Here is a 14,384-nt window from a genome sequence, read left to right on the forward strand (position 1 = left end):
ATAAATGGCGCACTTTGTTGCGGAATCGTGGTGTACTTTGCTCCGGAATGGGTGGTGTACTTTCGTCGGAATATCTAGTTCTGAACCTCCAAGAATTCCATAACTTTTATATGTTGTCTGCAACGATTCTACGAAAGAATCAGTTTCTTTAAACAATTCATTTTTACTAGGAGAACAACCAATTATTATAAATAAATAGATTGATAGAATTAGAATTTTTATCATATTTCACATTTTAATTGTTTTGTTAAAAAAAGCTTCAAAAAAACCACTCCGAAGAGTAGTTCATATTATAATCCTACGAATTCATCTGCCTTTACTGCTACTGCTTTTTCAAGTGTAACTTTTAAATCGGCACAAACTTTTTTCATGTCTGACATTGCTTGATCAGAAGATTTTGTTTGATGCCATAAAGTTGTATTGGGTAAATGATAAACTCTTGAAGCAGTTCCTAATGTAAATTGATCATAATAATTTAATGCTAGCAGTGCAGCTTTTACTTCTGGATTTTTTGCACTAACATCATATGATATTAATACTTTCATAACTGTTGTTCCCATTTTTTTTAAGATTTAATTTTTTTGAAATTTACAATGTTAAACTTCTAAATGAATACGGTTTTCCGTAAACAGTTGAAATTTATATCGAAGCATAGAGCCGAACACTTCGTGAAGCGGGTTACTTCTCTTAATTGATTTTGATTGTGCGCACGAGCGAGACGTTCGTGCCAGCTCCTGTGTTGCTTAATGCTCAAGCCAGCTGGGGGAAAACCGAAAATTTATTCACTTTTAACTACCTGCGGTTCCGCTAAATAGTGACTTCTTTTGAGTAGATTTTTATTGGATTTTCTTTCTATAAAAGTGTTTGTAAAATCCATTTTCTTTTACAGACTTAAGGGCATCGATTAACGAAATATTTCCGTAATCTTTGTCATGTACACTTCTTAAGCTTATAATAGTGGGCATAGATGCATTTGCTAAACGCACATTTTCTGGTAGTCTATCTCCATTTTTTGTTAGATGAATACGCATCGCCTGCTGTAAATATTCATTACTTGTTAGATTTAGATCTTTAAGAGTGTTTTGAATAAATGACATTATGTATTGACCATAATCTATAGCTTCTTTCGATGACGGAATATAACCTTTATGTATTACTTTATTTCTGAATGTTGACCTTGGTTCTTCTATTCGATTTGACATTCCTTCTTGCAAACAAAGAATTAAAAATGCTCCAAGTTGTCGTTCGGATTGATTTGCCATTTGTTTCCATGTTTTAATGAAAGATTCGATAGTAACCGAATTTTTTAATGAAAATATAAGAATACAATATTCGATAAATCTTTCAAGTGAACTCGAATAACTAGAAACGGCTTCTTTTGTATATCCATCAATTAAGGCTAATGAAGCAATGTCAAATAATATTTCGAATTTTTGTTCTTGAAGTTGTGTTAATGAACGATGATTTTTAGGGCAAATAAATTCATATAAATTTTCATCATTAAGTTCAACTTCATAATCGACATCAGAAAGCAGCTCCTTTTTTAGTTTTTCATAATCTTCTTTTGTCTGTGAAGTTTCATTAAAACAATGCCAGCAAAATGATGAGATTCCAATTATCATGATTTTATACGGTTTTACTTAAAATTATGCACAACGTCAGTATATCTAATTTCCTCCACGCGCAGCTTTTTTTGTTAGTTAAAAATTAAATATAGATAATTTAGTGTAAAATTATTTTCTTTTTATCTGCCTCTAGTTCCGTTCAAGACAGCTTTCATTGTTCGTGTTGCGCACGCAACGAAAACTTCGCTGTTAGGTGCTGGCTTTTTATACATTTATTAAACTCGGATTTGCTTCTGTATAGAATTTCCCAACACAATATTTAGAGTTATTCAATTCTTTAGGAATGAAAGATGTTGTGTATATTACTTGATAATTTTCAATATCAAATTCGTCCAAATAGTTTATTAAAATTTTTTGAAAATTATGTACTCGTACTAATTCAATACCTTTATCTTCCATATTATCACAAAGTATGAAACGAGGAAGTCTCATTTTATCAATAGATAGTGAAGCCAAAAAAATTGCAAACCTTGCAGAGTTTTTTAAATAAAAACTAGAACTAGCTGAATACTTTGCATTTTTGTCTGATATAAATGCAAGGTTATTTCGGTAATCAATATGAAATTCTTTTGCTTCAAAAAAGTCTTTTTGTCTTTTTAAATCGTTATTAAGCAAATAAACTCCGATTTTCTCAATTTTGTGATTTATTGCTATTTTTAGTTTTTCTTGTTCACCTTTTAAGTTCTTAATTTCTAAATTAAGTGAAACAATTAGTGAGTTTAAAGTATCATATCTTGCTTTTTTAGATTGGTATATTTCTGCATTTTCTAAAAGCGTTCGAAGCTGTATTATTTCTCCTTCTACAAATCCTTTGTCTTCAAATAATTTATCAATTTTTTCGTCTCTGAAACTTCTTACATCTGCTAAGGATTGATTAACTCGTTGTTGTAATTGAAACAACTTCCCCTTTTCAAATTCTAATTTTGCTATAAATTCGACTAGTTCCTTTTCTTTTTTTATGTTTATTTTTTTTGATTCTTGAATTTGAAAATATATTTCTTGTTCGATTTTCCTTGCTTCTGCTACACCGACACTATCTTCTATTTCAGTTTTGCATAGACTACAAGTGTTATCAGTTTCCGCTTTAATAATTGGTTTTAAACATTCAGGACAATTATCAAGAGAAAATTTACCTAAATACTCTCTTGTTTTGATTGAGTTTTTAACAGCAGTTAATTTGTTTTCAAGAGCATTAACAAAGAATATTGTATCTTCTATTTCAAGTTGATTGTTTCTTATTTTGCTATTTAATTTTTTGACAGTTAAACGTTGTATTAAAGATTCATTATGAAGTGATTCAAATTCAAGTTGTGATTTTTTAGAAAAATTAACTTTCTTATTATCTTCTTTGTAACTAAATATTTTTGTTTCTATATCTACAAATTCAACTTCTTTATTACTTATTCTATTTTCAATATGAAGTGGAATTAAATCTTGTTTATTCGGAATAAATTTTTTTATTACTGTTATTTCAGACTTTAAGGAGTCAAATTCTTTTTTAGAGTCTTCTAAGTTTTGTTGTTTATCATATAAATCCTGATTATAAACTCCTAAAAGCAAATCTGCAACAGTCTCTCGAGTTAATGTTGTGTCAAAAAATTCATACAAAAAAAGTGAGTTTGTTGGTGAATCTTGGTCAATATACAGCAATCTTAAAATTTGATGCATTGTAATATTATTGTCCCCTTTTACAACAGGAATTTCTAAGTTATCGAATAAAACTTCTGAGAAACTTTTCTTATCATCTGTTTTACTGAAATTAAATTTTTGCCAACCTTCAATATTTAGTTTTGCATTTTCATATTCATTCCAATAGAATTCAATAGATTGTAATTTATTAGCTATACCGTCAGAATTAAAAATAATTTCTCTTTTTAAAGTCACGATTGCTCCATTTAAATTAACTTCAGCATAAACTACTGAACATTTTCTCGCTTCTTTAACCCAATCATTAAAAGCACCGCCTAATACATAGAATATAAAATGAGAAATTGTTGATTTTCCACTACTGTTATCTCCGCGTATTATATTTACACCTCGGTGATATTTTTCATCGTAAGCAATGTCTCCATTTTGTGTCAGGATTACTAATCTGTTTAAAAATAGGTTGTTATGCATCATATCTACTATCTAATAAATTACTTCGACTTTTTAATCCATCTTTACCTATCAATGGTACGTAGAAAAAATGTCCTGTTAATAAACTAATTGTATTTTTTTCTTGAGGTGTAAGTTCCGCAGTAATTTGTCTTAACTCTAGAAGAACTTCATCTGAAATCTTTGATATTCTATTGTTTTTTAAATAGTCTTTATCAATTAATCCAATTGAGGCTAAATATTTTAAAGCTCCCATCTGAAATGGAAGGATTTTTTCTAACATTTTTCTATCGTTTAATATTATTTCATAAGGATTTTGCTCTTTAGAAATATAATTGTTTATTAAATTTTTTATGTCTTTCTCTTCTCTTTTAAGGCTAATAGATTTAAGCTTATTTGGAAATAATAAATAATAGTCCCAAATTCTTAATCTGTCTAATTCTATTGAATCAGCATATTTGAAATTTCCGAGAATATTTATAATTCTATATATTGTATGATATAAATCAAAAGCTTGTTGGTATATTATCATAATTTCCAATTTATGTGGCAATTCCCAGTTAAAAAATGGTACATTCCTTCAATGTCTTCTGAATTCAATCCCATAATGTCATCACATCCTTCTCTTTCAATCAATATTGTTAAAGGTTGAATTATCTTGTCAGCAATACATTCTAAAATATCTTTTTCACTTGTATTTTCTCTTATCATCGGTTTAATTAAGTTTCGATACTTTGACAATATTATAGATAAAATGAAAGTAAATATTTCTTGGGCTGGTTCAAAATTTTGGTATTTTAATAATTTTTTATAAAACATTTGTTTCAGCTCAGAGAAATCCTCTTCTAAATGTTCTTTCCCTTGTAGTTTTAGCTTAGCTTCTAGACCTAATGTATCTTTAGGGTTTAAGTATCTGCTTAGACTTTCTGAAATTATTTTTATTTCTTCTAAATTTTCGGAATTTTCAAATTGTGATTTTAAGGCAAAAAATAAGCTTGAAAGTTTTCCTTTATTACTTCCATAGTAATGGCTTTCAAAATTATCTCCCTTTATAACTTTATTATGGTCTCCATTAATGTCAATATCTTTTTGGCTATTATTTGTGTACATATTTATTTGCCAGATTTATCATCACCGCCAACAATTTTATTATCATTACCAGTTATATTGATGTTTTCTTGGTTAACACTATAATTTTTCCTTTTTTTCTTTAAGTAAAATGAAACACCTCCAATAATAGATGCTATTACAGCAATAATTGCTATTAAAATTTTAGTACTATTCTCGTCCATAATATTATTATTTATTTCGTTCATTTTTGGTAGGCTTGCACCCAACTTGTAAATAACATCAACAGGTAACGCTTTTTTTAAGTTTTACCATATTTCAAGCTATATATTCTAGTTCGTAAATAAAGTCTTTTTTAACTATTGTTACAATACCCACATTTAGTGATATTTTGACTTTAATTAAAGAGGATAATAGTAAGCTAATTCTAATGCGGGATATTTTTCATTTCTTTCTTCTAGTTCTCCAGCTATCATTATAAAAATAATTCCTTATGTACTCATAAAACTTCCTTCTCAGATAAAGAGCAAAAAAACACAATACTAGATGAGAAGCCCAATTATTTCATACCACTCTATTGTTATTACAGCTTTGCTTAAGCTCTAAAATCTATAATTTTAGAATAGTAGTAAAAACAGTCTCGTGTGTGATTCTGGAATTAAGAACTTAATTTTAAGTGGGAAAAATATTTATTCTATGAATTGAAAATTACAAAATTTCCATTAAAACAAGAAAGCAACCAGTCAAGAGGTTGCTTTTGTTTATATTACTGTAAAAACTCGGCTTGCGTGCACGAGCGAGACGCTCGCGCCAGCACTTGTGTTACTTAATGCTCAAGCCAGCTGGGCGCAACACTACACATTGCGTAGTGTTACGCAAACAAAAATCTTCTCTATAGTTCATTAATTTCCTTTTCAATTAAACGGTACTTATCTTTTACATCTTCGCCTGAATAAAAGTCTAATAAGTCTTTCTTGGTTAATGTTCCTTGACCCAAAAAGCGTTTCAAATATGCTTGGTTGAATTCCATAAGTAAAATTGATTTTTCCAATTGCTTTAAAATTGTTTTGTTGTTGTCAATGTTGTTTTGAACCAGTGATTTTATCGTCAATACTTCGTTAATGTCTTTGATGATACGGTTTACCATCATTGCCAAAATATCTTTGTCGAGTTCTACTTCTCTTGCATTTAAGGCAATGTCCCGAGCCAACATATACGCAATGGCTAAATTGCTGTAATCTCCTTTTTGTGAATTGATAATGGCAATAAAACCAACTCCTGGAATGTAACCTACATTCTCGAAATTCTTTAGAATGGAATTTTCTACCAAGGAAATATCAAATACAATCAAACTTACTTTGCTGTCCCTGTTGGCCTGCGCTTCTATCAACTGACTCCAAGCCGTATCAGACTTTCGAGTAAAAATATCATTGCTTTCAATGTCGCCTAAACGAACGCTTTTGTCAAATTTACATTCGATGGCAATTTTCAAATCTGGTGTGCCGTTTACTTCACAGATGATATCGCCCGTTTTGTTTTTTGGAAGAATACCCGCTGTGTTACCCGTTAAAAATGCACGGTCTTTTAATCGCTTATCTAGAAAATATTGATTTAAAAATTCTGCGATTTCATCTTCTGCCAAAACGCCTTTGATGGTTGATTTATAGAACAGTTCTTTTTTCATTTCAAAAATCATTTTCAAACTTTCGAGTTCTGTTCCTAACTCATTGGATGTTTTTGAAAGAAAAGAGGAAATACGGTCTTCCATAAGTGCCAACACTCCAATGTAAATAGCTCGCAGCAATTTATCATCTCTTTCACTAGCTGGAAGATTATCAAAGTAATTGAAAACGATTTGATTTTCGATTTCAAATTCTTTGATTTCGATTCTTCGTAACTGCTGATTTATTTTTATTGTCGCCATAAATTTATATACTAATTGCTTTTTTCAAAGCTTGATAATGTTTTTTATCTTCCTTTTCTTCGAGAAATTTAATTAATGTTCTACAAGCACTACTAATATCGGCCACTAATTCACTTTGTTTCCCAATTCTATCAATATTATTAAAGTGGCTAAAATAATGAAATGGCTTGCAAATTCGCTTAGATATTGCTTTCCCAAAAACAACATCTGCTCTTCCATCTAGTTCGTCAGAACTTGGATATTGTGTTAGTGTATACATTTCTAAAAACCTTCTAAGAATATTTGGCATCAATAGTAATTTAGGGTAGGTTGGCTGATTTGCAGAATCATTAAAATTTACAATTTCACTAAACAGATAATGATATTCAGAAGAATATGAGTTATAGACTTCTGGTAATTTTTCTATGTGAGAATCTGCTATATTACGAGAAATAAAATATCTGGATTCTTTGCTTTTTACAGCATTTGAAGAATATCTAAAACCTGTTTTCGAGACAGGCATTTCTTTTAATAAATTGAAAAATTCAAAATTGTGAGTAGAAAAAAAGATTTGTTTACATTTTAACTCCCATTGTAGCTGATTAGGCTGATTTGGGTCAGGTTTTTGCACAAAAAAAGTTTCTTTTAATAATGAGTTGATTTGAAAAATATGATTCCCGTCCAAACTAGATATTGGATCATCAATAAAAATAATATACTCTTTTAGTTCGTTTTTTAACTCTATACTCTTTAGCGTAACAAGGAAGTGAGAAAATGAAATTGCCATTTTTTCTCCCTCGCTTAAATTTTTAGCGAGTTCAGAACCTCTTTTAAGAATAAATTTTTTAGTCGCTTCATTCGGTTTAATTTCAATATCATCTCTACTTAAAAAACTTTGAACAAATGAATTAAACTGTGCACATCCTTCAGAGTCACTTAATCTGAGAGCCTTAAGTCTCTCAATCTCTTTAATATACCCATTCACTACGCCGTCAAGTTTCTGAATGGCAATTTGAGCTGTTTTAAATTTTCTTTCTTTAGTTAAATACTTCGAAGATTTCAAAAATGTTGAAACTAAATGCTTTTTATATTTCTCTCTTTCAGATGCAATTATTTTAGAGAAATTAGAAGTAAACTCATTATTGGTTCTGATAAGCTTATTGAGTTCCTCAAACTTTGTTTTTAAAGGAGTTACATTGAATTTTTCAATTTCAGGTAGTGAGGTATAAAGATTATTAGCTAATTTACTTTGAATCTTGTTTTTTATTTTTTTTATGTATGATTTGTGAGAAGACAACAATTTATCGAGTTGTTTTCTTAATGCCTTGTACTCATCTTGAAAACCTTCGTTTAAATCATTTGTACTATTCGGGAAATTAATCTCGATAATTGATTCCTCTTCCTTGTCAAGTTGTTCAAATAATTCCTGACCTTTTAGCCTTAATTTTGAAGCTTGGTTTTCAAAGTAATTTGTCAAAAGGTTAAATCTGTCCTCTGATATAGGATTATTGCAAAATAGACAATTCTCATTTTTAGTATTAAATTCCAAACCGTTTTTTACCCAATTATAGACATTTACATTCTTATCTAATATCTCAATTACCTCGGATTTTGTAGGTGAAGATTTTAAAATTTCATTTGCCAAATCACTTATTTTTGTGATATTATCCGTGAATTCAACAAAATCTAGTTCTGACTTTGGTTCTTCGATTTTAATTACTTTACTTACTTTGGAAAGTTTTTTTTTATCTTTTATAACATTTGAATCAATATTGTTGCTAATTTGATCTTTAATTTTCCTTACATCTGCCTTTGTAAAATTTATTAAACTTATAAAATGTTCATCCTTTATTTTTTTTGCTTCAATTGAGAATAATGAATCTTCAAATACATTATATTCATTTAAAGAGTCTTGGAATTTATTTCTCTTTCCAACAACCTTATCTGAACCAACAATCTCGATAATTAAAGTTGCTAAATCTTCAATTCTTTTTGTATGTTTTGCATTGTCGCCAACTTCAAAATAGATAGCATTAATTTCTTCGTCAAAATCCCATTTCAAATTGTCTTTAATGTAATCACTATTAAATACCAATACTTTGTATGGGAATTGAGTTAAATTAGTCTTATCATAATTCCCATTTGTTGTGATGATTTTAAAATCACCATTGTTAAAGTCTTTAAAAATCTCTTTATCTCTTAACGAGCTAAAGATCCTAGAGAATGTAGTCTTACCTGAATAATTCCAGCCATAAATGATGTTCTTATACTTGAAATCTTCAATACTTGATATAGAATTCCAATTGAAATTCTTGTAAATGCCAAAATCTTTTAAGTACTCGATTTTATTTATCATACAAATCTCTTACGTGTTTATTAATGTAGCTGTTCAATCCATTACCATTCTGCGCAAGTTGCATTAAAGACTCTACGTGTTTTTGTCCAGCTTTCCGATAACTATATCTATAAGTTCTAGCTGTCCCTGAAAATTTCACAATGATATAATCAGAACCTATTTCATAGGCGGAAACACCTGAATCCCCACCTGAATTTCTATATCTTTCCATAACTACATTTTTTGAAACTCATATCCTGCTTTTTTAATATTTCTATCAAAATATTGACCGTGTGAATCTGCATTCATCAATTCCTCATAGACATTTTCGGGAACATCAAAATATTGATAAACACCACCGTGTTTGAACTGTACTTCTAGGATTTCATTTTCTGCATCATAACCAATGGATGCCAAGTTTGAGGATTCTACTGATTGTCTTTTCATATTAATTGATTTTGTTATAACTATATTTTTCCTTGATTTCGTGCGTAAAATATGCTCCATAAGAAGAAGAATTTATCAACTCTTCATACACCTTTTCCGGCACATCAAAATATTGATAAACTGCTCCGTGGTGAAATTCGATTTCCAAAATCTTGTTTTCTACATCATAGCCAACAGAGGCAATATTTGAAGACGCTACTGGAATTCTTTTAATTCCGGAATTGCTATCTATTGCAATTATTGCGAGTAATTTTTTACCTAAATCAGTGGTGTAATATTTTTGGTTTTTGCTTCTGGGTTTATCAGGTATCGTTTGTTTCAACCACCCAATTTCTAGGAGTGGTTTTATATGATGATTATGATTCTTGGTATTTTTGTAAAGCTCAATTTTCTCAAATATTTCATCATTTGATTTTGGCTCTGCACAAAAGTGTAAAATCTTTTTAATTGTATTATTAATCCTTGCTCTTATGACTTCTCTGTCTTTGTCTCCCAATTCAGAGACAGAGAGACTAAGATAGCGATTTATGTCTTTTATTTCATTGATTTTAAGAGTGTTATCTTCGTCTCTTCTTAGTTCATCTTGGGAGACTAAGATGGAATTTGCAAGTGGATGAATGGAAATAATACACAAAAAATAAGCATTGTTTTCATCCGTCTCAAAAATGGGCGGAGGCGAACCGTTTTCTTCTAAACTTTTGTGAATAATAGGCAATCCAGTTCCTCTGCCTTCCGTGAGTTTCAATTCCTTTAAAAATCCACCCATTTTGCGGTTTCTATAATCTCGTGCTACTACCCTTTGTTTATTTAGCATAGCTTGGGTAATAGGTGGCATAGGTCCAGGGAAACTCAATATTTCAATTTTATCTTTATGTATTTGAATCTCCACGGGATTTTCTCGTTCATAACTTTTATGATAAACCGCATTGACTACGGCTTCTTCTATGGCCTGAAAAGGATAGTTGAAAAAGCGTATTGATTCCGCTTGCCTAGCCGATTTAACCACCAATTCTTCTACAATATTGGTTTTAAAATACTGCAAAACATCCCTAATCTGCTGTACAATAGAGCCAGTGAATATTTTTTCGGTATAGTCTTTTCCAACCTCATTTTTATGGATAATCAAATCGATTTTCGCTCCTGAAAAGAATTTGTCTGGGTTTTCATTAAACAAAAGCAAACCGGCATTTGTAGGTCTCAACAGTTCCTCAGAACCTTTGGCTATCATTAGATGTCTGCATAATTCGGAGAATGGAATCTTTGTACTTTCTTCATACAAGGAGCTCATCACTTCTTTTAAATAGTTTTGAATCAAACGTAAATTCAAATCATTTAATTTGACTGTTTGGTTGATTCGGTCATCAAATGGGATGCGTGCCGTGAGTTCAATGAGTCTTCTCTCGTCATCAGAACCATCTTTAACTTTTACCGTTTTCGAGCCACGTTTAATATACATTGCTCTTTCCGTCCTTTTTTCACTTAAACTAATTGGAGCTTTGTAGGGTCTGTTATCTCCAGCGGGAGCAAAAACAACTAGAATATGGATTTCATTAATTAAATAAGGTTGAAAAACAGGGATATAAACAGGGCTTAACTTATGAGCCAGCTCAATCAATTTTTTCTGGATGGCATCCAATTCTTGAACTTGTAAACCAATGGGTGGTAACTTGGCTTTTCCATTGTCTTCTTCTACTCCAATAATGAGATACCCGCCATCCCAATTGTTAATATCATTGGCATAGGCGCATAAAGAATGAATAATATCCTCCGGATTCCATCCTTTTTTTAACTCAATTCGATCCCATTCGACCGTATTGCCGTGCAGTAATTCATCTATGTTTATGGGTAATGCCATCGTATTTATTGTACCAAATTAAAATCTACTGCCAATCCATTTGGCAATTTTTAACCAATGCCATATTTCAAGCTATATATTCTAGTTCGTAAATAAAGTCTTTTTTAACTATTGTTACAATACCCACATTTAGTGATATTTTGACTTTAATTAAAGAGGATAATAGTAAGCTAATTCTAATGCGGGAGAGAGACCTCGAAATGCAAGGGAAAGGTAAAAAAATATTTGAAATAAAAAAAAGCCGTGATGTAAAATTACAACACGGTTTTTTTATTTAGTTATCTGAGCTATTTAAAACAAGCTAGTATTTGGTGGTTTAAGTTTTATATATTAGCAAAAACTTAAAAAACGTAATTATGTCAATATTTATAAGCTATTCACACAAAGACAGAGCCTTTGTAGATAAACTTGGTTTAAGCCTCGTTGATAAAAGAATTCCCATTTTTGTTGATAGATGGGAAATGAATGTAGGTGATTCAATAACTAATAAAATTCAAGATGCCATTACAGATTCTTCATTTTTAATGGTTGTTCTTTCAAAAAATTCAGTTGAATCAGATTGGTGCAAAAGAGAAATTACAACTGGACTTATGTTAGAATTAGAAAAGAAAAGAGTTCTCGTATTGCCTGTATTAATTGATGATTGTGAAATTCCTTTATTCTTGCGGGATAAATTATATGCAGATTTTAGAGGAAACTTTGTAACTGGTTTTGAAAAAATTGTTGAATCTGTTTCAAGGTTAAAAAATGACACTACTGGAAGAGTAAATAATGATGATGATAATATTTATTATGATTTTTCAATAAATTGGGGGAAAAGAGGCGAATATTTTGAATTGCAAATTGATATTGTAGAATACTCAATTGACATAGAAAAACCATCTACATTTCTAACAAATATTGTGTTTGTTGGAAATAAAGAAGCCACGAGAAAATTTGATGAATATGTCAAGTTAGGAAGAGATGGTCTCATGAAAAGTATGTTACTAATGCTCTGTGCAGAAGAAGAAAATTTTGTTAATGCGAATGCTTATCTGTTTGATGATAAATTATTTGAAACAATTTTAGAATTAAGAGATTTTAAAACGAACATCAATTTCAAAGGTTATGTAACAGTTAAAAGGCTTGGGCCATCTGACGGAAAAAGCAAAGCTTATTATTTTGGAAGTATATTTAAAAAATTATGGGAAGAAGATAGAGTTAACCCGTAATAGTCTCTACTAAAAAAAGACTTCCAAGATTGAAGATTTTGAATTTTCTAATCAATGTCTCACATAATTTATAAACATGACAAAATGTAAAAACTACTTATGAGAATCTTTAAAATAATACTTATACTACTTGTTACTTCTACAATTTCATTTGGTCAAAATAAAAATGAAAAAACTAAAGGTGTTTTAGATTCAAGGAATTCTAAAAGTGAAATTGCAAAGCCAGTTAATAAAATTGATTCAATAAAACCCAAAGTAATTAGTACTAAAGAGACTGTAATTCCAATTGAACCGAAGAGAGATGCAAAAATTATTTTAGTTAAAGATGAAAGCGGGACAGATTATCCTAAATACTTACTCCCAATATTTACACTCTTACTGGGTATTGTGATTAATAAATTGTTAGATAAATATACTAATGCCATTAAAATTAAAAGGGCAGGAGAAAGATGGATTGTAGAATTAAGAAGTTTAGAAGATCCTATTAAATCGCAAATTGAATCATTAAAAAGTTTTAAAGAATTATTAGCTAAAGAAGATTTAACACCATCAACATTAAGTATTTATTCGGCTATAAATGGTGAAGTATTTAAGTCGCTCGATAAAAATGACTTGATAAAATATATTGAACAAAAAAATGGGAAACCGTGGTACAAACTACCTTTTTTTAGAAAGGATGAAACTAAAAGAGAAGAGTATCATAAGATTGTAAAAATTTCAAATAAGACCCACGGACATATTAGTATTTTAGTACATCAATTTGAATTGATAAAAGAAAGGTTTGAAAGATATTTACAAGGTACTTCTACATACACAACTTCACTTACTAAAAACTTACAGATATTTAACAGGGCATTTGCAATGTATGGTGTAGAACTGGAAAAAGAAGGGAATTTTGATATGTCAACTGATGTCAGATATAAGCCATTGGGAGATTTGTTTATGGCATATATACACCCACATCTTAATGATGGAAAATATAATCCAATAATCCTTGAAAAAAATTTCTTTTTTCCAGTTGTACAAGTTTTAAGTCAATTTAGATTAGATGATCGTATTATTCCTTTGGCATCAGCAGCAACAGCTTGTCTAAATGATATTGCTGGTTTAAAGATGGAAAAGGTATATATGACTGAAAATGCAACTACTTTGATAACTCGATATAATGAACAATTGGAAGATTTAAACCCATTGATTAATGAGATTGATGGAACTACAAAATTATAGATATGTCAGCAAAAGATGTAAAATATATTAATGAACTCATTGCGAAAATCGGCAGTGATTCTAAAGAAGTTATGGTTCCAGTAAGAGTAGAATCTTATGCAAAACCTTCTGAATGTTTTCCTAATGTTGATGAAAAAGTAAAACGAGACGGTGGTTCAATTGTTTATGGTTGGTCTGTACTTCTTGGACAGTTCCTTGTCGAAACTGAAAGACATGCTATTTGGAAATCATCGCAAGGTGAATTGATAGATATTACACCAAGCACTTCTGAAATGCCAACAACACTATTCATTCCGGAACATCTTGTTTATACAGGGCAGTTTGTTGATAATATTAGAGTTAATTCAACTGACAATAAAGTTGTTGATGATTGGATTGTGGTAAGTAGTTTGAGAAGTAAAATATTTAATGCAGCTTCAAGAGATGGTAATTACATTACTTTTCCAAAGCCTATTGAAACTCTTTATTTCAGATATGAAAATCTGAATAATTTGTATTATTCATATCTTATTGCAGGAGGTACAGAAGTAACTAACTGTTTGGATATGCAAATAAAACCCGCAGTATTAGTTAAGCAACATTTTTAAAATTATTTTTCTGTTTCCAGAATTCTTCT

At 30.0% G+C, this 14,384-nt stretch carries 15 protein-coding genes; 3 read left to right on the forward strand and 12 right to left on the reverse strand.

Annotated features, from left to right (window positions below):
* From EKM03_RS14650 to EKM03_RS14705, 12 genes are all read right to left on the reverse strand, one after another.
* On the reverse strand, positions 1-225 hold a 225-nt coding region (locus tag EKM03_RS14650), incomplete at its 3' end, for a hypothetical protein (RefSeq protein ID WP_199741571.1).
* A gap of 65 nt (positions 226-290) precedes the next feature.
* On the reverse strand, positions 291-560 hold the full coding sequence (locus EKM03_RS14655) for a hypothetical protein (protein ID WP_126515724.1): 270 nt from the start codon (positions 558-560) through the stop codon (positions 291-293).
* A 276-nt stretch (positions 561-836) separates the two neighbouring features.
* Positions 837-1,622: a hypothetical protein gene (locus EKM03_RS14660; protein WP_126515723.1), complete on the reverse strand. Its 786-nt coding sequence runs from the start codon at positions 1,620-1,622 to the stop codon at positions 837-839.
* 207 nt (positions 1,623-1,829) lie between these two features.
* A complete protein-coding gene (locus tag EKM03_RS14665; RefSeq protein WP_126740691.1) occupies positions 1,830-3,746 on the reverse strand; it encodes an AAA family ATPase in 1,917 nt (638 codons plus the stop codon).
* The gene (locus EKM03_RS14670; protein WP_233584113.1) at positions 3,736-4,254 is read right to left on the reverse strand and encodes an ABC-three component system middle component 5; all 519 of its coding nucleotides are present in this window, start codon (positions 4,252-4,254) and stop codon (positions 3,736-3,738) included. Before EKM03_RS14670 ends, EKM03_RS14665 begins: the two co-directional genes overlap by 11 nt.
* Positions 4,251-4,832 carry an ABC-three component system protein gene (locus EKM03_RS14675; protein WP_126740693.1) on the reverse strand — a complete coding sequence of 194 codons (582 nt, stop codon included), beginning with the start codon at positions 4,830-4,832 and terminating at the stop codon, positions 4,251-4,253. The genes EKM03_RS14670 and EKM03_RS14675 overlap by 4 nt, the downstream gene beginning before the upstream one ends.
* Positions 4,833-4,834: 2 nt before the next feature.
* The gene (locus EKM03_RS14680; RefSeq protein WP_126740694.1) at positions 4,835-5,038 is read right to left on the reverse strand and encodes an LPXTG cell wall anchor domain-containing protein; all 204 of its coding nucleotides are present in this window, start codon (positions 5,036-5,038) and stop codon (positions 4,835-4,837) included.
* A gap of 644 nt (positions 5,039-5,682) precedes the next feature.
* Positions 5,683-6,714: a hypothetical protein gene (locus tag EKM03_RS14685; RefSeq protein WP_126740695.1), complete on the reverse strand. Its 1,032-nt coding sequence runs from the start codon at positions 6,712-6,714 to the stop codon at positions 5,683-5,685.
* A gap of 4 nt (positions 6,715-6,718) precedes the next feature.
* Positions 6,719-9,049, reverse strand: a complete 2,331-nt coding sequence (locus EKM03_RS14690; protein ID WP_126553778.1) for an AAA family ATPase — start codon at positions 9,047-9,049, stop codon at positions 6,719-6,721.
* Positions 9,039-9,260, reverse strand: a complete 222-nt coding sequence (locus EKM03_RS14695; RefSeq protein ID WP_126553780.1) for a hypothetical protein — start codon at positions 9,258-9,260, stop codon at positions 9,039-9,041. Before EKM03_RS14695 ends, EKM03_RS14690 begins: the two co-directional genes overlap by 11 nt.
* A gap of 2 nt (positions 9,261-9,262) precedes the next feature.
* Positions 9,263-9,475 (reverse strand): KTSC domain-containing protein, encoded by a 213-nt coding sequence (locus EKM03_RS14700; protein ID WP_126553782.1) that lies wholly within the window; start codon positions 9,473-9,475, stop codon positions 9,263-9,265.
* Position 9,476: 1 nt separating this feature from the next.
* A complete protein-coding gene (locus tag EKM03_RS14705) occupies positions 9,477-11,330 on the reverse strand; it encodes a KTSC domain-containing protein (protein ID WP_126740696.1) in 1,854 nt (617 codons plus the stop codon).
* Positions 11,331-11,686: 356 nt separating this feature from the next.
* Between EKM03_RS14705 and EKM03_RS14710 the strand changes: the two genes are divergently transcribed.
* The 3 genes from EKM03_RS14710 (at position 11,687) to EKM03_RS14720 (ending at position 14,355) form a co-directional block, all read left to right on the forward strand.
* Complete coding sequence (locus tag EKM03_RS14710) at positions 11,687-12,541, forward strand: toll/interleukin-1 receptor domain-containing protein (RefSeq protein WP_126740697.1); 855 nt, start codon at positions 11,687-11,689, stop codon at positions 12,539-12,541.
* A gap of 99 nt (positions 12,542-12,640) precedes the next feature.
* Positions 12,641-13,768 carry a hypothetical protein gene (locus tag EKM03_RS14715; RefSeq protein WP_126740698.1) on the forward strand — a complete coding sequence of 376 codons (1,128 nt, stop codon included), beginning with the start codon at positions 12,641-12,643 and terminating at the stop codon, positions 13,766-13,768.
* A 2-nt stretch (positions 13,769-13,770) separates the two neighbouring features.
* Positions 13,771-14,355 (forward strand): hypothetical protein, encoded by a 585-nt coding sequence (locus EKM03_RS14720; protein ID WP_126740699.1) that lies wholly within the window; start codon positions 13,771-13,773, stop codon positions 14,353-14,355.
* Positions 14,356-14,384 lie beyond the last annotated feature (29 nt).

Source organism: Flavobacterium sp. GSP6, from assembly GCF_003984855.1.
Lineage (GTDB): Bacteria > Bacteroidota > Bacteroidia > Flavobacteriales > Flavobacteriaceae > Flavobacterium.